Source organism: Pseudonocardia hierapolitana, from assembly GCF_007994075.1.
GTDB classification, from domain to species: Bacteria; Actinomycetota; Actinomycetes; order Mycobacteriales; family Pseudonocardiaceae; genus Pseudonocardia; species Pseudonocardia hierapolitana.
The window spans coordinates 4,797,981-4,817,170 of sequence record NZ_VIWU01000001.1; the positions used below are offsets into that span (position 1 = coordinate 4,797,981).

Genomic DNA, 19,190 nt, shown 5'->3' on the forward strand with positions numbered 1-19,190 from the left:
AAGGCACTATCTTCCCTCGTGCCCGCCGGACCGTACGACGATCTCATCGCGCACCTGGTCCGCAGCACCCCGCTCGACGCAGGGGAGGCGGCACGTGTGGTGGCCGAGGTTCTCGGCTACTTCTCCGAGCAGCTACCGGAGTTCGTGAGGCGCAGGCACGCGGAGCTGAAACGCCGCGGTCTCACGAACGAGCAGATATACGCGGTGCTGAGCGCGGAGCTGGCGACGCGGCGGGTGGCCCCGCCGCCGCTGTCGGCTCGGCAGCTGCGGCGCATCGTCTACGGCTGAACGTGAAGGGACTTCCATGTGCGGCATCGTCGGATACGTCGGACCCCAGGACTCTGCCCCGATCCTCCTGGAGGGGCTGGGGCGCCTGGAGTACCGCGGGTACGACAGCGCCGGTCTCGCGGTGCGCGGGCGGAGCGGGCTCAAGATCCGCAAGGTGAGCGGGCGGGTCGCCGAGCTGGCCGCCGACCTGCCGCCCCGGTTCAAGGGGGCGCCGGGCATCGGCCACACCCGCTGGGCGACGCACGGTGAGCCGAGCGAGGCCAACGCCCACCCGCAGACCGACTCGACGGGCCGCATCGCGGTGGTCCACAACGGCATCATCGAGAACGCCGACGAGCTGCGCGCGAAGCTCACCGCCGACGGGGTGGAGTTCGCCTCGCAGACCGACACCGAGACCGTGGCGCATCTCGTGGCCGCCGCCTTCGCCGCAGGCGCGGAAGACCTGGAGCAGGCGGTGCGCCAGGCGCTGCGGCAGGTGGTGGGGGCCTACGGCCTCGCCGTCCTGGACGCCGAGCACCCGGACCGGATCGTCGTGGCCCGCAACGGCAGCCCCGTGCTGCTCGGCGTCGGCGAGAAGGAGATGTTCGTGGCGTCGGACGTCGCGGCGCTGATCGGCTACACCCGCCAGGTCGTCTACCTCGACGACGGTGAGCTCGCCACGATCACCGCCACCGGCTACCGCACGTACACCCTCGACGACCGGGCCGTGGCCAAGAGCCCGTCCACGATCGACTGGGACGTGGTGGGCGCCGAGATCGGCGACCACGCGCACTTCCTGGCCAAGGAGATCCAGGAGCAGCCGCGGACGATCGAGCGTGCGCTCAAGGGGCGCATCGACGAGCGCTTCGCCACCGCGCACCTCGGCGGGCTCAACATGTCCGTCCGCGAGGCGCGGGAGTTCCGCCGCGTGAAGATCCTCGGCTGCGGGTCCGCCTGCTACGCGGGTGAGCTGGGCGCGCAGCTGATCGAGGACCTCGCGCGGGTGCCGGCGAGCGCGGAGCCGGCCTCGGAGTTCCGCTACCGCAACCCCGTGGTGGAGCCGGACACGCTGTACGTGGCGGTGAGCCAGTCCGGCGAGACGATCGACACCCTCGCCGCCGTGCAGGAGCTGCAGCGCAAGGGCGGCCGGGTGATCGGCATCGTGAACGTCGTCGGCTCCACGATCGCCCGCCAGGTCGACGGGGGCATCTACCTGCACGCCGGGCCGGAGATGTCGGTGGCCGCCACGAAGTCGTTCACGTCCACGGTCGCCGCGTTCGCGCTGCTCGCGCTGCACCTTGGCCGCATCCGCGACCTCGCACCCGAGCAGGGCCGCCGCATCATCGCGGGCCTGAACGCGCTGCCCGCGCAGATCGGGCAGATCCTCGAACAGTCGGACGCGATCGCCGAGGTGGCAAAGGAGGTCGCGAAGAGCCACAGCGTGATGTTCGTCGGTCGCCGCCGCGGCTGGCCGGTGGCCCGCGAGGGCGCGCAGAAGCTCAAGGAGATCTCCTACGTCCACGCGGAGGCCTACCCGTCGGCCGAGCTCAAGCACGGTCCGCTCGCCCTGATCAGCCCGGAGATGCCGACCGTCGCGGTCGTCCCGGACGACGACCTGCTCGACAAGAACACCTCGACGCTCTCGGAGATCAAGGCCCGCAAGGGCCCGGTGATCGCGGTGGCGCACCGGGAGCTGCCCTCCGACCTCGCCGACCGCACCATCGTGGTGCCGCGGGCCGAGCCTGAGCTGGACCCGATCCTGCTGTCGATCCCGCTGCAGGTCCTCGCCTACCACGCCGCGGTCGCCCTGGACCGGGACGTGGACAAGCCCCGCAACCTGGCCAAGAGCGTCACGGTGGAGTGATCAGAAGAGCAGGTGCACCCGCCGCGCCGCGATCGGCGCGCGGCGGGGGTCGGACGGGGGCAGCAGCGCCATGAGGCGGTCGTGCACCTCGAGGTCGTCGCGGCCGAGGGGGTGGACGGCGAACTCGGCGAGCAGGTCGACGTCGTCGCTCTCCAGCACGATGCCGCGCAGCCCGACCTCCAGCTCGGCACGCAGCTCGCGGATCGCCGGGGCGTCCGAGCGCGGAAGCAGCGGCCCCGCGCATGTGCGCAGGGCATCGGCCAGGCGGTGGGCGCGGATCGCGCGGCGCGCGGCCTGGAAGTCGGTGTCGACGCTGGCGGCGAGCCGGTACGGGCGGGTGCGCAGGACGTCGGAGCCGATGAGACCGCGCAACCGGAGCACTTCGCCGCGGACCGTGGTGGGGTTGCCTTCCTCGCCGTAGAGCAGGAGCGCGAGCTGCTCGGCGGTGAGCCCGTCGGGATGCAGGGCGAGCGCGGTGAGCAGCTCGGCGGGGCGCAGCGTCAGCGGGATGGTCCGGCCGTCGAGGACGGCCGTCGGCGCGCCATCCCCGGTGAAGCGCAGCGACAGCGCCGAGCGCGGCCTGGAGGGGGTGCTGTGGTGCGGCGCGCGCAGCAGGTAGCCCTCGGCGAGCTGTTCCACCACCATCTCGCGGCCGTCGTCGAGGACGAGCCGGTCGACGCCGGGGTGCACGGCCACCCGTTCCGGCCACACCCCGTACGGCTCACCCGCGACGATCCGGCCGGTCGCGGTGACCAGCGCGCCGGCCTGTCCGCGCAGGTTGGTGAGGTGGGGCATGTTGCGCAGGCGCAACCGCTCGTCCTCGATGGCGAGGCGTACGCGCAGCTGGTGCTCGGCGAGCTGGGCGGTGGCCGACACAAGCTGCTTCATGGCCGGGTGCACCGTGTGCAGGGGGCCGCTGATGTCGATGGCGCCGAGGATCGTGCCGGTGTCCGGGTCGTGCACGGGCGCGGCCGCGCAGGTCCACGCGTGGTAGGTGCGCACCAGGTGCTCCGCGGAGTGGATCGTCACCGGCGCGTCGACGGCGAGCGTGGTGCCCATCGCGTTGGTGCCGATGGCGGCCTCGGACCACCGGGTGCCCGGCATCAGGCCGACCTCGTCGGCCGAGTTGAGCACGGCGGCGGCGCCCTCGCGCCACAGGATGGTGCCGTCGGCGTCGGTGACGAGCATGACGTGCATGGCCTCGTCGGCGATGCTCACCAGGGTGCTGCGCAGCAGCGGCATCACCGCGTTGAGCGGGTGGGCAGCGCGCAGATGGGGGATCTCCGACTCCTCGACGACGACCGGGGGCGTGCGCCGGTCCGGGTCGACGTGCGCGGCGAGGCTGCGCTGCCACGACTCGGAGACGAGCGAGCGAGGTGCGGTGGGTGCCCGATCGCCTGCCAGCACGGCCTCGAACACCTGGTGCAGCAGGTGGGCATGGGCCGTGGGGTCGAACACTCCATCGATGGTCATCAGCACTCCGAGCGTCATCGCCCCAGGACCCGGCCATCATCGCCCAGGGCAGCACGGGCAGCAAGCGCGCCAGACGTTGCGCGTGCAACGTACAGGCAACGTCGCGGTTCCTAGCCTCTTCCCACCCGACCACGACAAGGGAGGGACCCGATGACTGCTGACGCACTGCTCGACCGCCGCGCCGTGCTCGACACGGTGACCAGCGCCCCCACCACCACCAGCCGGCGCACCGCTCGCATCCTCGTCGTTGACGACGAGGCCATCGTCCGTTTCGGGCTGCGCCAGCTGTTCGCGCCGGACCCCCACGTATCCGTGATCGGGGAGGCCGCCACGCCCCGCGACGCGCTCGTGATCGCCGATCGATGTCCACCCGATCTGGTGATCCTCGACGTCGCTCTCGGCCGGGGCGACGCCGCGGGCGTGGAGCTCGCCCGGATGCTGCTCGAACGCCACCGCGGGGTGCGGGTGCTCGTGCTGACCGGCTGCCGCGACCGCGACGTCATGCTGCGGACCGTGCGCCTCGGCGTCCACGGCTACGTGCGCAAGGGCGCCGACACCGCCGACATCGTCCGCGCCGTGCACACGCTGCTGCGCGGCGAGAGCGTGTTCGACACCGGCGGTTCCGCCGGCTCCGCCGTCATGGACGTGCTGCGCGACGAGGACCGCCCACCGGTGCGCGGACTCGGCGGCGCGATGCTGACCGAGCGCGAGAACCAGGTGCTGCGCTTGCTCGCTGTCGGCATGTCCAACCGCGAGATCGGAAGGCGGCTCGTGATCAGCGAGGCCACGGTCAAGTTCCACGTGCGGAACCTGCGCGACAAGCTCGACGTGCGGCGGCGCACGGAGATCGTCTACACGGCGACGCGGCAGGGGATCGTCTAGCACTAAGGGCAAACCCTGAGACGAAATCGGGGAGCGCGGGACCTTTCGACCGATGTGCTGCCGGCCGCGCCGTCCATAGCCTGGTCTGTGTGATCGACGGACTGCGGCTGCTGCTGGACGGGGCGCTGGCATCTCAGTGGTTGTTGCTCGTGATCGTCGGGCTCGCCGTCGTCGACGCGCTGCTGCCCATGGTGCCGAGCGAGGCGCTGATCATCGCGGCAGGCGTGGGGGCGGCCGCAGGTGACCAGAGCCTGATCGCCGTGATCGCCGCGGCCTCGACGGGCTCGTTCATCGGCGAGTGCACGGCCTTCCTCGTCGGCCGCGGGTTCGGAGCCGCGGTGCGCGGCAGGCTCGCGCCCGGCTCGTCGCGGGCCGAGCTGTTCGCCCGCTCCGAGCGCGCGCTGACGACGCGGGGCGGACTCATCCTGCTGACCGCCCGCTACATCCCGGCCGGACGCACGGTGGCGGCGCTGGCCGCGGGGGCGAGCCGGTTCCCGGTCCGCCGGTACGTGGGCTACAGCGCGCTCGGGGCCACCATGTCGGCCGCGTACGTCGCGATGCTGGGGTTCCTCGGCGGCGCAGCGTTCGCCAGCGACCCGCTCGTCGCACTCGCGGTGAGCCTCGGCATCGGCACGGCGATCGGGTCGGTGGCCGGCCTGGTGCGGCGCCTGCGCTCCGGCACCGCGGCCGTGGTGGAGCGGGTGCCGATGCCGACGCCGGTCGCGGCCTGAGAATGTGTTCGAGAGAAGCGCGGAGCGGGCCGCCCGGGGCAGCCGGGATGCTGGATCGCTGGCATCTGCGGCCCACACGCGCGCTTCTCGAACACATTCTTCGCGCCCCGTATCGTGACGCGGTGCCGAGCAAGCGCCTGACCCGCGAGGAGAGCCGCGCCCGCACCCGGGACCTGCTGCTGGAGGCGGCCGCGCAGCTGTTCGCGGAGCGCGGGGTGAACGGCACGTCGGTGGAGCAGATCGCCGAGCGGGCCGGCTTCACCCGGGGTGCCTTCTACGGCAACTTCGCCGACAAGCACGAGCTGGTCCGCGAGCTGCTGCAGCGGCGCACCGAGCGGGAGCTGGCAGAGGTGCGCGCCCTGACCGCGGGCGAGGGCGGCGACGAGCGGCTGCGGGAGTGGAACCGCGAGCGGGCCGAGCACCTCGAGCAGTGGCTGGCGCTGCGCCTCGAGTTGCTGCTGCACGCGTTGCGGCACCCCGAGGTGCGGCCCGCCCTCGCGGAGCGCGAGGACATGGCCCGCGACGCGCACGCGCACGCCATCGCCGCCCGGTTCCGCACTCGCGGGGTCGAGCCACCCGCCGACCCGCAGCAGCTCGCGCTGATCGTGCACGCGCTGGAGGACGGGTTGCTCCTCCAACGGATGCTCGCGCCCGACCGCCTGCCGGCCGACGTCGTCGTCGACGCGGTGGCGCTGCTGGACCGCCTCTGGACCCGCGACTGACAATACAGAGGCGTATCCAGATACAGCTCTGTATCTTCCTCGTGTGGACGAGATCTGGGGATGGACCGCGGCCGCGATCGGCCGGGCGGTCGGCGCGGGCGAGGCGACGGCGCGCGAGGTGGTCGAGGCGTGCCTCGCGCGCATCGACGATGTGAACCCGGCGGTGAACGCCGTCACCGTTCGGTTCGAGGAGGCGCTCGCCGACGCCGACCGGATCGACGCCCGGGTGCGGGCCGGGGAGCACGTCGGCCCACTGGCCGGGGTGCCGTTCACCGTGAAGGAGAACATCGACGTCGCCGGCTACCCCACGACGCACGGGGTGCCGCACTTCCGCGACGTGGTGGCGCCCGCGGACGCGCCTCCGGTGCGTCGGCTGCGCGCCGCGGGGGCGATCCCGATCGGGCACAGCAACATGCCGGACCTGGCGCTCGCCGGGAACACGACGGCGAGCCAGCTGTTCGGGGAGACCCGCAACCCGTGGGGGGACATCCGGACGCCGGGGGGCACCAGCGGCGGGGACGGTGCGGCGGTCGCGGCGGGGATGGTCCCGCTGGGTCTGGGCAACGACTCCGGCGGGTCGGTGCGGCTGCCCGCGATGTTCTGCGGGGTGGCGGCCCTCAAGCCGAGCTACGGCGGCATCGCCCAGGACCACCGCGTCGGAGGGGCGGACCCGACGCTGGCGTCGCAGCTGTTCCCGGTCGACGGGCCGATCGCGCGCACGGTCGAGGACCTGGAGCTCGCCTTCGACGCGCTCTCCGGGGCCGACCCGGCCGATCCGCGCTCGGTGCCGAGGGCGGCGGGAGCCCCGCTGCCCCGCCGCGTTGCGCTGTGCACCGACCCGGCAGGGCTCGGTGTCGACCCGCAGATCCGTGCCGAGCTCGCGAGGGCGGCCGTGGCGCTCTCCGATGCGGGCTACGAGGTGGTCGAGGCCGATCCGCCGCAGATCGCCGAGGCGCTGACGGCCTACGGCACGCTGATCACCGCGGAGTTCGGGCTCCGCTGGCCGTCGATCCGGCGCCTGCTCACTGAGGAGTCGGCGCAGCACATGGAGCTCTCGATGGCGCAGCGGCCACCGGCCGACCTGGAGGGCTACCTCGCCGCGACGGCCACCCGGTTCGGGGCGATGCGGGCCTGGGACGCGTTCTCCGAGCGCTATCCGCTGGTTCTCGGGCCCGTCTACACCGAGCGTCCGTTCGACGTCGACCCGTTCGACGCCGACCACGGGCTGCGGGCCATGCTCGGGATGCGGCTCTGCACGGCCACCACCTGTGTCGGCGTGCCTGCCGTGGCCGTCCCCACCGGCGTGGTCGACGGGCAGCCGCTCGGCGTGCAGCTCATCGGCCCACGCCATCGTGAGGAAGTCTGCCTCACCGCGGCCCGCGAGGTCGCGGCCCGCCTCCCGGTCGCGACCCCGGTCCGCATGCCCCGCATCGCCGCACCGGGTGGCTGGTCCTAACCGAAGAAGACCTCGGCCTCGGCGTACAGGGCGGGGTCGACGACCTTGAGCTCCTTCGTGGCCTCCGCCAGCGGCACGGTGACGATGTCGGTGCCGCGCAGCGCGGTCATCTGCCCCCACTTGCCCTCGTGGACGGCGTCGATCGCGTGCAGGCCGAAGCGGGTGGCGAGCCAGCGGTCGCGGGCGGTGGGGGTGCCGCCGCGCTGGACGTGCCCGAGCACCGTGGTGCGGGCCTCCTTGCCGGTGCGCTCCTCGATCCGGTGGGCTAGCCAGTCGCCGATGCCGCCGAGCCGGACGTGGCCGAACGCGTCCTTGTCGCCGCTCTGCAGCACCTCCTCGCCGTCCTTGGGCTTCGCGCCCTCGGACACGACGATGATCGGCGCGTAGTCGAGCTGGAACCGCGACTCCACCCACTGGCAGACCTGGTCGAGGTCGAACCGCACCTCGGGGATGAGGATCGCGTTGGCACCGCCCGCCATGCCCGAGTGCAGGGCGATCCAGCCGGCGTGCCGCCCCATCACCTCGACGATCAGCGCGCGGTGGTGCGACTCCGCCGTGGTGTGCAGGCGGTCGATGGCGTCGGTCGCGATGTTGACGGCGGTGTCGAAGCCGAAGGTGTAGTCGGTGCCGGAGAGGTCGTTGTCGATCGTCTTGGGCACGCCGACGACGTTGACGCCCATCTCGTGCAGCTTGGTGGCGACGCCGAGGGTGTCCTCACCGCCGATCGCGATGAGGGCGTCGACGCCGAGGTTCTGCAGGTTGCGGCGGATCTTCTCGACGCCGCCCTCCACGGCGAACGGGTTGGTGCGCGACGACCCGAGGATCGTGCCGCCCCGGGGGAGGATGCCGCGCACGCTGGGGATGTCGAGCGGCCGGGTGAGCGCCTCGAGCGGGCCGCGCCAGCCGTCGCGGAATCCGAGGAACGAGTACCCGTACTCCGGCACGCCCTTGCGGACGATCGCCCGGATGACCGCGTTCAGTCCGGGGCAGTCCCCGCCCCCGGTGAGCACGCCGACGCGCATGGCTCGTGACCTCTCCATCGATGCAGAAGGTGGCGAGTGCGTCACGCTATCGGCAGGCCCGGCTCACCGCGACGGCGCCACCCGCTCCGCCTCCTCAGGCTCGGCGTGACGAGCCCGGCGGACACGCACAGTTCGCTCGTGTGGCGCATTGTGCTCGCGAGTAGCGTGTGGGGATTCCTCGAACCGGGGTGGCTATGGGCGCGCAGCGGTGGCTCGGTGTCGGACAGGCGAAGGGTTCCGAGCCGGAGGCGGGAGCACGAGCGGCAGACCGCGCACTCGTGCACGCGGACGCGAAGCTGCTGGTCGTCTTCTGCTCCGAGGCTCTCGACCCGGTCGCCGTCCTCCGGCAGGTCGACGCGCGGTCCGGCGGCGTGCCCCTGATCGGGTGCTCGACGTCCGGCGAGATCGCGCCGAACGGCTCGGGCGAGGGGAGCGTCGTGGTCGCGGCGCTGGGCGGTGACGGCTTCTCGATCCGCACGGCGGCGGCCGGCTCGGCGTCGCGCGACCTCCGGGCCGCGGGGGCGACGACGGCCCGCTGCCTGACGGGTCTGGAGGAACGACCGCACCGCGTCCTGCTGCTCCTCACCGACGGCCTGGCAGGCGACCAGCGGGAGATCCTGCGCGGCGTCTACCGGGTGCTCGGGGCGGGCGTGCCGCTCGTCGGGGGGTGCTCGGGCGCCGAGGGGGTGGCGCGGACGTTCCAGATGCACGGCGACCAGGTGCTGACCGACTCGGTGGTCGCGGCCGCGATCGGCTCCGACGCGCCGCTGGGGATCGGGGTGCGCCACGGGTGGCGGAGGGTCGGCGATCCGATGCTCGTCACGAGCAGCGGCGGCAACCGGGTCCACACGCTCAACGGGCGGCCTGCGCTGGACGTGTACCTGGAGCGTCTCGGCGCGCCCGCCGAGGCAGGTACCGACGAGGAGGAGTTCGCCAGGCTCGCACTGGTGCACCCCCTCGGGCTCGACCACCGCGACGGTGAGGAGGAGATCCGGCTCATCGCAGGCGGCGACTTCGCCGACCGGTCACTCGTGTGCATCGCCGAGGTGCCGCAGGCAGCGCTCGTCTGGCTCATGGAGGGTGACGCCGAGTCGGTCCGGTGGGCAGGCGGCGCCGCGTGCAGCGATGCGCTCGCGGCGCTCGGTGGCCACCCGCCGCTCGGCCTGCTGGCGTTCGAGTGCGTCGGCAGGCGTCCTGTGCTCGGCCAGGAGGGGGCCCAGGTGGAGATCGACGAGATCACGAAGTGCTCCGGCGGCGCACCGGTTGCCGGCTTCTACACGTACGGGGAGATCGCCCGCGAGCAGGGGGTGATCGGCTTCCACAACCAGACCCTCGTCGTCCTCTCGGTCGCCTGAGATGTCGATCCCCGCGGGATGGTCCGCCCAGAAACTCGCGGAGTTCCTGGCGGCGGTGTCGTCGTTCGCCACGGAGGCCGCGGCCGTGGAGGGCGCGGTCGAGCGGGTGGCGGAGTCGCTCGGCGCCGAGGTCGCGGCGATCGTGTCGGGCGCCGCTGTCGTCGCGGCCATCGGCTATCCGGAGGGCGCCACCCCCGTCGCCGAGCTCGCCGCGGTTGCCGGGGGACAGCGCGCCGAGCTCGCGGTTCCCGGCGCGGGGAGCTGCCCGGCCACCGTCGTGCCGCTCGAGCATCCGGCGGGCGCGCGCCTGGTGGTCGCGCGGTCGGGTCCGGATCAACTGAGCGCCGACGAGCTCGGGCTCCTGCACGCCATGGCGCGCGTGACGTCGATGACCCTGCGGATGCTCCGCTATCTCGACGACGAGCGCTCCCTGCGCAAGGAGAGCCAGCGGCAGAGCGCCGAGAACGCCCACCTGCTCGCGACCCTGAGCGGCCACCAGGCGCTGCTCGAGCGGCTCGCCGACGAGCAGGCCGCGCTGCGCCGGGTGGCCACCCTCGTCGCCCGCCAGCCGGAGCCGGAACAGGTGCTCGCCAGCGTCACGGAGGAGGTCGGGCGGCTGCTGCGAGCGGGCCTGACGCAGATGCTCCGGTTCGACGCCGCCGGGGAGACGACGGCGACGGCGACGGCGACGGTGGTGGCCGGCTGGACCGACCCGGACGTGCGTGGCCGGGAGATCGTGCTCGGCAGCAGGCTCGCGGTGGACGGTGACGCGCTCGCGGGCCTCGTCCTCCGCGAGCGCCGTGCCACCCGCATGAACCGCGGATCGCTCCCGGTGGGCGGACCGATCGCCGACCACATCCGCCGGTGCGGGCTCCGCTCGGCGACCGCGAGTCCCATCGAGGTCGAGGGACGGCTCTGGGGCGTGATGATCGCCGGCTGGCCCGCCGCCGAGCCGCCCGCGGACGCGGAGTCGCGCATCGCCGAGTTCGCGCGGCTCGTCGCCACGTCGATCTCGAACGCGCACGCGCGGGCCGAGGTCGTGCGGCTCGCCGACGAGCAGGCGGCGCTGCGCCGGGTGGCGACGCTCGTGGCCAAGGGGGGGCGACCCGGCGTCATCTTCGCGAGCGTGGCTGAGGAGATAGCCCGGATCCCGCACGTCGACGGCGGGTTCGTGGTGCGCTTCGAGCGCGACGACACGCTGACGGTCGTCGCGAGCAGCAGCCGCGTCGACGTCCCGATGCAGGTGGGCTCGACATGGCCGCTGGAGGGCGACAGCGTGGCCGCGACGGTGTTCCGCACGGGCCGTCCCGCCCGCATGGACAGCTACCGCGGCGCGTCCGGGCCGATCGTGGAGGCGCTACCGGACGTCGACGTCTCGGCCGTGGGGGCTCCGATCGTCATCGGGGACCGTCTCTGGGGAGCCGCGACCGCGATGTCCGCGCCCCGGACCGGGCTGCCGTCCGACGCCGGTGGGATCAGCCTGACCGGGCTGCCCGCGGAGGCCGAGGACCGCATCGCCAAGTTCGCGGACCTGCTGGCGATCGCGATCTCCAACGCGGACGCCCGCGCGCAGCTCACCGCCTCGCGGGCACGCGTGGTGGCCGCGTCGGACGACGCCAGGCGGCGACTCGAACGGAACCTGCACGACGGGGTCCAGCAGGGGCTCGTGTCGCTGGCGCTCGGGCTGCGGGAGGTGGAGTCGATGGCGCCTGCCGATCCGCCCGAGCTGACGGCAGCGATCGGGCGGATCGTCGACGGCCTGACCGCGGTGCTCGACGAGCTCCGCGAGATCTCCCGCGGCCTGCACCCGGCGATCCTGTCCGAGGGTGGTCTCGCGTACGCGCTGCGGTCGCTCGCCCGGCGATCCGCGGTGCCCACCACGCTCAACATGCGCGTGTCCGGGCGGCTGCCGGAACGGATCGAGGTACCCGCCTACTACGTCGTGTCGGAGGCGCTCACGAACGCCGCGAAACACGCGCAGGCGTCGGAGGTGGACATCGACGTCGCCTCGACGAACGGGATGGCGCGGATCGCCGTGCGCGACGACGGCGTGGGCGGGGCGGACATCGGACGCGGTTCGGGGCTGATCGGCCTCGTCGACCGCGTGGAGGCGGCAGGCGGGGAGTTCACGATCATCAGCCCCCCGGGGAAGGGCACGTCGCTGTTCGCCACGTTCCCGCTCGCGCAGCAGTGACCCGCCACCTCAGTGCGCGACGACGTGATCCACCAGCCCGTACGCCTGTGCCTCCGCCGCGGTGAACCAGCGGTCCCGGTCGGAGTCGGCGATGATCGTCTCGACGGCCTGGCCGGTGTGGCGGGCGGTGAGCTCGGCGATCTCGTGCTTCATCTCCGCGTACACGCCGGCCCGGATCGCCACGTCGGTGGTCCGGCCGCCGCTGCCGGCGGAGGGCCTGCGCATGAGGACGCGGGCGTGCGGCAGGGCGTAGCGCTTGCCGACCGCGCCCGCCGAGAGCAGGAACTGGCCCGTCGAAGCGGTGATCCCGACGGCCCACGTGGCGACGTCGGGGCGGATCAGCCGCATCGTGTCGTAGACGGCCATGCCCGCGGTGACCGAGCCGCCCGCCGAGTTGATGTACATGGCGATGTCGCGCTCCGGGTCCCGCGCTGCGAGCAGGAGCAGCTGCTCCACGACCAGGTTGGCGACCTCGTCGTCGATCTCGCGGCCGATGAAGACGATCCGCTGCTCGAGCAGCTCGTCCAGCAGCGGGTCGGCGCCCGGCGGGAACGCGACCTCGGTGTGCACGAACGGTCCGCCCACCGGCGGCCGTGGCTGCGCCGGGGGCGGCGTCGGTTGGCGGGGTGGCTCCGGTGGGTAGGGCGGGTAGGGCGGGTACGGCGGCGGGACGGGTGGCCGCGGGTGGTGCACGGCGTCCTGGATCGGCATGGGGTTTCCTCTCGTCGGCGTGCCCCGACGCTAGGCCGGAGCCCCACCGGTGGGACGGTGTGTTCGCTGTCGGCCGCGGTGTTCGCCGAGGGTGAGCAACGCCTCGTCGCCCGGTCGGCCCGTTCACGTCTGTTCCACCTGGGGGCCATCGGGCACTCGCCGGGAGTGCCTAGGGTCGGCCCGTTCCCCGAACTCCCCTGGAGGATGACGTGGCCCAGCCGCGCCCGTCCGGCCGCATCCCGCTCCCGCTGCTCACCAAGGTCCACGGTGGCCGGCAGGGCCTCACCTGCCGGTACCGCTGCGCCAACGCGTGCGCCCACGACGAGCCCAACACCTCGGACAACGAGTACTTCGGCGACGTGCTGGCGCGCGCGGTCAGCCGCCGCGGCGTGCTGCGGGCCGGCGCCGTCCTGACCCTTGCCGCCGGCACCACCACGGCCCTCGCGGCGTGCTCCCCCGGAGCCGAGAGCACGGAGGCCGAGGCCGCGCCGGGCGGCCCGCGCGGCCTCGATTTCGAGCCGGTGGCCCCCAACACCACCGACGCGGTCACGCTGCCGCCCGGCTACGAGAGCAACGTCGTGATCCGGTGGGGCGACCCGGTCGTGCCCGGCGCGCCCGCGTTCGACTTCGACAACCAGACGGCGGAGGCGCAGGCCGCCCAGTTCGGCTACAACAACGACTTCTGCGGGCTGCTGCCGCTGCGTGGCCCGGGCGAGCGGTACCTGATGTTCTCGAACCACGAGTACACGATCGAACCGCTGATGTTCCGCGGCTACGACCCGGCCGACCCGACCGAGGAGCAGTGCCGCATCGGGCTCGCGGCCCACGGCCTGACCGTGATCGTCGTGGAGCGCGACCGCGGCAGCGGGCGGATCACGCCCGTGCTCGACCCGCAGTACAACCGCCGCTACACCGGCACGTCGGAGTTCGTGCTCGACGGCCCGGCCGCAGGCTCGGACTGGTTGAGGACCTCCGCCGACCCCACCGGCACCCGCGTGCTCGGCACGTTCAACAACTGCTCGGGCGGCGTCACCCCGTGGGGCACCTTCCTGTCCGGCGAGGAGAACTTCAACGGGTACTTCGCCAACGCCTCGTCGGTGACCGAGCCGGTGGCGGCGGACCGTCTCGCGCGGTACGGCGTCGAGGAGGCGGCCACCGAGCGGCTGTGGGAGCGGTTCGAGTCCCGCTTCGACGTGGCCCAGGAGCCGAACGAGGTCAACCGCTTCGGCTGGGTCGTCGAGGTCGACCCGCTCGACCCGGCGGCCCCGCCCGTCAAGCACACCGCGCTCGGCCGGTTCAAGCACGAGGGCGCCACCATCCGGCTCGCCTCCGACCGGCGGGTGGTCGCGTACATGGGCGACGACGAGCGGTTCGACTACGTCTACAAGTACGTCTCCGACGAGCCGATGGCCGAGGGCGAGACCCGGGCCGCGCGCGAGCACAACCGCACGCTGCTCACCCACGGCACGCTCTACGTCGCCCGGTTCACCGGCTCGAGCCCGGCAGGCGAGATCGACGGCAGTGGCAAGCTCCCCGCCGACGGCACGTTCGACGGGCGCGGCGAGTGGATCCCGCTCGCGGCGGGCGACCGGTCCTTCGTCGACGGCATGACCGCCGCCGAGGTCTACGTCTTCACCCGCGAGGCGGCCGACAAGGCGGGCGCCACCAAGATGGACCGGCCCGAGGACATCGAGGCCAACCCGCGGACCGGCAACGTCTACATCGCGCTCACCAACAACTCCGACCGCGGCAAGGCCGACGCCACCCGCACCGAGGGACCGGACGAGGCGAACCCGCGCGTCGACAACAAGCACGGGCACGTCATCGAGCTGATCGAGGAGGGGGACGACCCCACCGCCACGGCGTTCGGCTGGTCGATCCTGCTCGTCTGCGGCGACCCGAACGACCCGAACACCTACTTCGGCGGGTTCGACAAGACCCAGGTCAGCCCGATCACCTCGCCGGACAACCTCGCCTTCGACCCCTACGGCAACCTCTGGATCTCCACCGACTCCGGCCAGGCCCTGCAGATCAACGACGGCCTCTACGCCGTGTCGCTGGAGGGGGAGACGCGCGGGCGGACCACGCTCTTCGCGAGCGTGCCGGTGGGTGCCGAGTGCTGCGGCCCGGTCGTCACGGAGAACTTCGTGCTGATCTCGCCGCAGCACCCGGGCGACCTCGACGACGCGAGCCCCGACGCCCCCGCGAGCACCTGGCCCGACGGCCCCGGCGCCCAGCCCCGCCCGTCGGTGGTGAACATCTGGCGGACGGGCCGAGCGGGCCAGCCGGGCCGCATCGGCGCGTAGGCGATGTCAGCAAAGCCACTTTCATGACCTCTGGCGTCGTGAAAAGTGGCTTTGCTGACGTTCGCGGGGGCTACGAGCAGCGGTCGACCAGGGGGGCGCCACCCGCGCCTGCGCCCCGCTTGAACGAGATGTGCACGTGGTCGTAGTGGTTCTCGGTGATCCCGCCGCGGTCGGCCATGCGCTCCCAGCCGTCGCCGTAGTTGACCCGCTGCTTCCAGATCACGTAGTCGACGCCGAGCTCGTCCTTGTTGGCCAGGGCGCACTTGGCGATCCGGTCGCCCTTCTCGCCGCGGACCATGAGGTCGAGCGCCAGCCCGCGCGGGTGGTCGGAGGCGCGGGCCCGCTGGGCAACGCCGATCAGGTCGGGCTCGTCGTAGAGGCAGGCGAGGAAGCGCGCCGCGCTGCGCACCCACGGCTTGACGCGGCCGAGGTCGCTGAGGTCGGCGTCGCAGTTCGCCGCCGCCTGCCGCTCCGCGAGCTCGCGCGCCTCCTCGTACAGGCCGGCGGCCTTCACGAGGTCCGATACGTCGAGCTCGGGTGGCACGGGCTCGTGGGTGGCGGTCACGGGGACGATGCTCGCGATCATCCGCACGTCGTCGGTCTCCGCGGCCGCGGCCGACAGGTAGGTGTCCTCGGCGACGGCCGATGCGGCCGGGGTGCTCACCACAGGCACGGTCACGACGAGGGCTCCGCCCGCCGCGGCTGCTGCCGCCATCCCGTTGCGCACGGCGGACTCCCGCGGCGCGCGGTGGCGCGCCGGACGAGGGGCCTGCGCACCGGCCGCGCTCGCGAGGGGGCGCGGGTGCGCGTTCCGGCCGCCGGGGGAGCGGTGCCGAGACACGACCTGCCTTCCGGACCGCGCGACCCGTGCGGGCTATCGGGGGATCTGCCTGCAGGGGAGCCGGGACGCGCGTCGGTCCGGCGCACACGATAGCGGATCGGTCACGGACCGAAACCAGCCATCACCCTCCGTGTGTCAGCAGCCGCGCATCGTGCCGCCGCCCGCGCCTCGGTTGAAGGAGATGTGCACGTGGTCGAAGTGGTTCGCGGTGGCGCCGCCGCGGTCCTCCATTGGCTTCCAGCCGTTGCCGTGGTTGATCCGCTGGCGCCAGATCACGTACTTGATGCCGAGGGCGTCCATGTTCTCCAGCGCGCAGGCGGCGAGCCGGTCGCCGGTGGCCCGGTTGACCATGAAGTCGACGGCAAGGCCGCCCGGGTGGTCGGACGTGCCGGCGCGTCCGGCCACCCCGTGCATCGCAGGCTGGCCGAAGGTGCAGCCGAGCTGCACGGCGGCCGTGCGCACGTTCGACTTGACGGCACCGAGGCTCGACGTGGGCAAGTCGCAGCTCACCGGTCCGCGCGCGGCTTCGGCGGCGGCGCGCTCCGCAGCGGCCTTCGCCTCGGCCGCAGCCTTGGCCTCGGCGGCGGCCTGCTCGGCTGCGCGCGCGACCTCCTGCTCCGCGAGCTGCGCGGCCTTCACGAGCCCGGCCGCGTCGGCGATCTCCGGTTCCGGGTCGACCAGCTGGACGGCCGTCTCGAAGACCCCGGTGACCGGGTCGTCGTCCGGGCTCGCTTGTGCGACCGGCACGACTGCCGCGTCGGGACGCGTCTCCGGTTCGGGTGCTGCGCCGCCGACCAGCGAGAACGCACTGCCGGTTACGGCGACGGCGGCGGCACCCCGCCGAAGCGGGGTCGGTACGGACCGCAGCGCGCTCGCACTCGCTCGTCGACGGCGGTGGGGGGCCACCACGGTGAGCGGGTGCTGGTGCGCGCCTCGGCCCCGGGGGGAGCGATGCCGAGCCACGACCTGCCTTTCAGATCGACGGCCCGGTAAGGACGTCCGGCTTCGGGGGTGCCGGCGGGTGGGGAGTCCCGTGTCCTTTTCGTGACCGTGCCGTCATGGATCCGAGAGGCAACGTAAGCAACCTGCGAGATCGTCGCACGTCAGAGGCCTGTCGGATCGGACGAGAGCGCGGCAGCTAGCGACGAGCGGTGCGCCTTTTGCCCCGTTCGGGGGAGCCGGAGCCGGTCATCGGTGGGCGCCGCCGCTCCGGCTCTCGCAAGTCGCCAACCGGTGCCGCTCACCGACATCAGCGGGCGGATGAGCGCGGATCTCGAGGTCTGGATGACCCGGATGGGTGCCGGTTACGTGTCTGAACCGCGCTCACGCAGCTCGCGGAGCTGGCGGCGGATGTCCTCGAGGTCCCACTTGTAGTAGCCGGACGGCAGTACCAGCGTCGGCTCGAGCTGGCCGGTCCTGGCGTAGTGGGCCAGCGTGCGACGGGAGATGCCCAGCGCGCGGGCGGCCTCGCCGGTCGAGAGCAGCCGCTCGGCACGGTCGGGCATTCGACGACGGTATGTGCCCACCCCGCGCGAACCCACCGATCTCGCCCGGTTTGCTGACTACTCCCGCCTTGCTCACTTTGCTCACTTTCGCTAGGTTGGATGTCGCCTTGAAAGCGTGGCGGCCCTCGGCTGGTGCGGGCACACCGGCCGAGGGCCTCGATCCGACCTGGAGAAAGCAGGTGCGGACCAGTGCTGGACGTTATCGGACCGTCGGGGATCGCGGGGCAGCTGGCGCGCATGCCGGACGTCGTGGCGCGGCTGCTGGCCGAGCACGTACCCGACCGGAAGGGGCGCTGCCGCGGGTGTGGCTTCCCCGGTACGGGCACGCCGCACGTCCCGTCGCCGTGCGCCCTGTGGCTCGTCGCCGAGGCCGCGAGCCGGATCGCGCGGCACGGTCACGACGGCTCCCGGCCGATGGCGGAGGCCCTCACACGCCGTTTGGTCCCGCGCCTCCCGGGCCGCGCAGGCTAGCGATCAAGGCTTCCTGTTGAAGATAATTAGCGACCATCTCCCCTTGATCGCCGACCAGGGCTCCGCTCGCGCGGCCGTGGTCGGCCCTCCCTGGGGAAAGATCGCCGATCCGGTGCACTTGCTGTGGGTCGGACAGCTGTGGGTGCACCAGATCGCCGATCATGAGGCACTACCCGTCTCTTGCTCGGTGTTATCGCGCCGGAGCCTCGATCTTGGCCGTGGGACCGCCTTCGGTGGCGCCGCGCGCCCGAAGGGCAGGCCCCTGGGCTGCCCATGGCTTGCCCTCAGGGGTCGCAGAGGCTCGGAGGTCAAGGGTCGTGCAGCGATCGCGGAGCGACGCCGTAGGCGTCCTTGAGCTCTGAGGGGCGGCCCCGCAGAATGCGGGGCGCCACCGAAGGCCCAGCGCACAGGGAGCGTGGGCCGAAACGGGGTGTGCTGGGCCGCAGTCGGGCTGCGGCCCGGCGTCACCGCGCACGCACCCTGTAATGGCCTGCGCACCCCTCGCGGCGCGCGCGACCCGTCGATCGGGCGCGTGGCTCGAGCTGAGGCGCGTCGGGCCGAGCGGGTGGGCTACTGGGGCCGGAACTGCACGACCCGCCCGTTGAGGGGCTGCGTCTCGCGCGCGTCGCCCTCGGGGAACAGCTTCCGGTACCCGTTGAGGCTCGCGGCCGCCACCTTCTGCTGGCGTGCCAGCACGAGCCACGACACGGGCTCGCTGTACGGGGACGTCGTCAACGAGCCCTGGTAGCGGAACGTCGAGAGCTCCCGGGGCAGCGCGGCGGCCAGGTCGCCCGCCACCTCGCGCTCGGGTCCGCACTCCTCGGGGAGGCCGCCGAGCACGGCGTCCTGCACGGTGCCGCCGTGCCCGCCCGGTGTCAGGAACAGCCCCACCACGAGCGTCTCCCCGTCCGGGCCGCGGTGCACGAAGTGCTGCTCCACCGGGAAGCGGCGGCCGTCGAGGCGGTGCTCAGCGGGGGTGTGGAAGTGGAACTGCAGCAGCTCGTAGCGCGTGCCGCCGATCCGGACGCCGGCCGCGCCCTCCGGAACCTCCGCCTCGACCACCTCCTCCCGGCCGCGCACCGAACATCCCGCCGGGTCGCTCTCGTCCTTGCGTACGTAGTGAACCCGCAGATCGACGTGGCGCGGGTAGTCGATCTCGAGCGCGGGGAGGTCGGGCGCCGTGACGGCCTCGCGCGAGCGGATGTGGATCGGACTCTGGCGCGGCGGTGCGGCGGCCGCCGACGGGGTGATCAGTGCGGTGGCGGCGAGGGCCGGTACGCCGAGGAGGACGGTTCGTCGAGAAAGATCCATTTGCCCGTTTCCATACTGTATGCATCACTCGGACGGGCGACACTAGTACGGGTGAACGGGCCGGCTTTCGCCGGGTTGA

Annotated in this window: 17 protein-coding genes; 10 read left to right on the top strand and 7 right to left on the bottom strand. The window is 73.0% G+C overall.

Translation table 11 applies throughout. The features are described from left to right. Positions 1–18 precede the first annotated feature (18 nt). Entirely contained in the window at positions 19–288 is a 270-nt protein-coding gene (locus FHX44_RS22890) for a hypothetical protein (RefSeq protein WP_147257665.1), read from the top strand. Positions 289–304: 16 nt separating this feature from the next. Further along, entirely contained in the window at positions 305–2,131 is a 1,827-nt protein-coding gene (gene glmS / locus FHX44_RS22895; RefSeq protein ID WP_147257666.1) for a glutamine--fructose-6-phosphate transaminase (isomerizing), read from the top strand. Here glmS and FHX44_RS22900 read toward each other — a convergent pair whose 3' ends face one another. Continuing rightward, entirely contained in the window at positions 2,132–3,604 is a 1,473-nt protein-coding gene (locus FHX44_RS22900; protein ID WP_147257667.1) for a helix-turn-helix domain-containing protein, read from the bottom strand. A 150-nt stretch (positions 3,605–3,754) separates the two neighbouring features. Here FHX44_RS22900 and FHX44_RS22905 point away from each other — a divergent pair, with 150 nt between their 5' ends. The 4 genes from FHX44_RS22905 (at position 3,755) to FHX44_RS22920 (ending at position 7,395) form a co-directional block, all read left to right on the top strand. Continuing rightward, positions 3,755–4,486 (top strand): LuxR C-terminal-related transcriptional regulator, encoded by a 732-nt coding sequence (locus FHX44_RS22905; RefSeq protein WP_147257668.1) that lies wholly within the window; start codon positions 3,755–3,757, stop codon positions 4,484–4,486. A gap of 89 nt (positions 4,487–4,575) precedes the next feature. After that, positions 4,576–5,217 (top strand): DedA family protein, encoded by a 642-nt coding sequence (locus tag FHX44_RS22910; protein WP_147257669.1) that lies wholly within the window; start codon positions 4,576–4,578, stop codon positions 5,215–5,217. A 122-nt stretch (positions 5,218–5,339) separates the two neighbouring features. Further along, positions 5,340–5,939 (top strand): TetR/AcrR family transcriptional regulator, encoded by a 600-nt coding sequence (locus tag FHX44_RS22915; RefSeq protein WP_212612607.1) that lies wholly within the window; start codon positions 5,340–5,342, stop codon positions 5,937–5,939. Between the two features lie 43 nt (positions 5,940–5,982). Then, the gene (locus FHX44_RS22920; RefSeq protein ID WP_147257671.1) at positions 5,983–7,395 is read left to right on the top strand and encodes an amidase; all 1,413 of its coding nucleotides are present in this window, start codon (positions 5,983–5,985) and stop codon (positions 7,393–7,395) included. Here FHX44_RS22920 and FHX44_RS22925 read toward each other — a convergent pair. Beyond that, entirely contained in the window at positions 7,392–8,417 is a 1,026-nt protein-coding gene (locus FHX44_RS22925; RefSeq protein ID WP_147261399.1) for a 6-phosphofructokinase, read from the bottom strand. The two genes, FHX44_RS22920 and FHX44_RS22925, sit on opposite strands and share 4 nt — an antisense overlap. 194 nt (positions 8,418–8,611) lie before the next feature. On the opposite strand from FHX44_RS22925, the gene FHX44_RS22930 reads away from it, so the two are divergent. Both FHX44_RS22930 and FHX44_RS22935 read left to right on the top strand, forming a co-directional pair. After that, positions 8,612–9,772 carry an FIST signal transduction protein gene (locus FHX44_RS22930; RefSeq protein WP_147257672.1) on the top strand — a complete coding sequence of 387 codons (1,161 nt, stop codon included), beginning with the start codon at positions 8,612–8,614 and terminating at the stop codon, positions 9,770–9,772. Position 9,773: 1 nt separating this feature from the next. Next, positions 9,774–11,966 (top strand): GAF domain-containing protein, encoded by a 2,193-nt coding sequence (locus FHX44_RS22935; protein ID WP_147257673.1) that lies wholly within the window; start codon positions 9,774–9,776, stop codon positions 11,964–11,966. Between the two features lie 9 nt (positions 11,967–11,975). Here the strand turns inward: FHX44_RS22935 and FHX44_RS22940 are convergent, their stop codons facing one another. Then, positions 11,976–12,677, bottom strand: coding sequence for an ATP-dependent Clp protease proteolytic subunit (locus tag FHX44_RS22940; RefSeq protein ID WP_147257674.1), 702 nt, complete (start codon positions 12,675–12,677; stop codon positions 11,976–11,978). Between the two features lie 209 nt (positions 12,678–12,886). Between FHX44_RS22940 and FHX44_RS22945 the strand changes: the two genes are divergently transcribed. Further along, positions 12,887–14,983, top strand: a complete 2,097-nt coding sequence (locus tag FHX44_RS22945; RefSeq protein WP_147257675.1) for a PhoX family protein — start codon at positions 12,887–12,889, stop codon at positions 14,981–14,983. A 70-nt stretch (positions 14,984–15,053) separates the two neighbouring features. Here the strand turns inward: FHX44_RS22945 and FHX44_RS22950 are convergent, their stop codons facing one another. The 3 genes from FHX44_RS22950 to FHX44_RS22960 form a co-directional block, all read right to left on the bottom strand. After that, on the bottom strand, positions 15,054–15,710 hold the full coding sequence (locus FHX44_RS22950; protein WP_147257676.1) for a VldE C-terminal domain-containing protein: 657 nt from the start codon (positions 15,708–15,710) through the stop codon (positions 15,054–15,056). A gap of 249 nt (positions 15,711–15,959) precedes the next feature. Further along, on the bottom strand, positions 15,960–16,571 hold the full coding sequence (locus tag FHX44_RS22955) for a VldE C-terminal domain-containing protein (protein WP_147257677.1): 612 nt from the start codon (positions 16,569–16,571) through the stop codon (positions 15,960–15,962). Positions 16,572–17,128: 557 nt separating this feature from the next. After that, positions 17,129–17,329, bottom strand: coding sequence for a MerR family DNA-binding transcriptional regulator (locus tag FHX44_RS22960; RefSeq protein WP_147257678.1), 201 nt, complete (start codon positions 17,327–17,329; stop codon positions 17,129–17,131). Between the two features lie 189 nt (positions 17,330–17,518). Between FHX44_RS22960 and FHX44_RS22965 the strand changes: the two genes are divergently transcribed. Beyond that, positions 17,519–17,800, top strand: coding sequence for a hypothetical protein (locus FHX44_RS22965; protein WP_147257679.1), 282 nt, complete (start codon positions 17,519–17,521; stop codon positions 17,798–17,800). Between the two features lie 570 nt (positions 17,801–18,370). On the opposite strand, the gene FHX44_RS22970 is transcribed toward FHX44_RS22965, so the two are convergent. Further along, positions 18,371–19,111, bottom strand: coding sequence for a carbonic anhydrase family protein (locus tag FHX44_RS22970; protein WP_147257680.1), 741 nt, complete (start codon positions 19,109–19,111; stop codon positions 18,371–18,373). Positions 19,112–19,190 lie beyond the last annotated feature (79 nt).

Excerpts from the sequence above, each read along its gene's own strand:
- glmS (WP_147257666.1), top strand. The coding sequence starts at position 305 with ATGTGCGGCATCGTCGGATACGTCGGACCCCAGGACTCTGCCCCGATC.
- FHX44_RS22900 (WP_147257667.1), bottom strand. The coding sequence starts at position 3,604 with ATGACCATCGATGGAGTGTTCGACCCCACGGCCCATGCCCACCTGCTG.
- FHX44_RS22905 (WP_147257668.1), top strand. The coding sequence starts at position 3,755 with ATGACTGCTGACGCACTGCTCGACCGCCGCGCCGTGCTCGACACGGTG.
- FHX44_RS22925 (WP_147261399.1), bottom strand. The coding sequence starts at position 8,417 with ATGCGCGTCGGCGTGCTCACCGGGGGCGGGGACTGCCCCGGACTGAAC.
- FHX44_RS22930 (WP_147257672.1), top strand. The coding sequence starts at position 8,612 with ATGGGCGCGCAGCGGTGGCTCGGTGTCGGACAGGCGAAGGGTTCCGAG.
- FHX44_RS22935 (WP_147257673.1), top strand. The coding sequence starts at position 9,774 with ATGTCGATCCCCGCGGGATGGTCCGCCCAGAAACTCGCGGAGTTCCTG.
- FHX44_RS22940 (WP_147257674.1), bottom strand. The coding sequence starts at position 12,677 with ATGCCGATCCAGGACGCCGTGCACCACCCGCGGCCACCCGTCCCGCCG.
- FHX44_RS22960 (WP_147257678.1), bottom strand. The coding sequence starts at position 17,329 with ATGCCCGACCGTGCCGAGCGGCTGCTCTCGACCGGCGAGGCCGCCCGC.
- FHX44_RS22970 (WP_147257680.1), bottom strand. The coding sequence starts at position 19,111 with ATGGATCTTTCTCGACGAACCGTCCTCCTCGGCGTACCGGCCCTCGCC.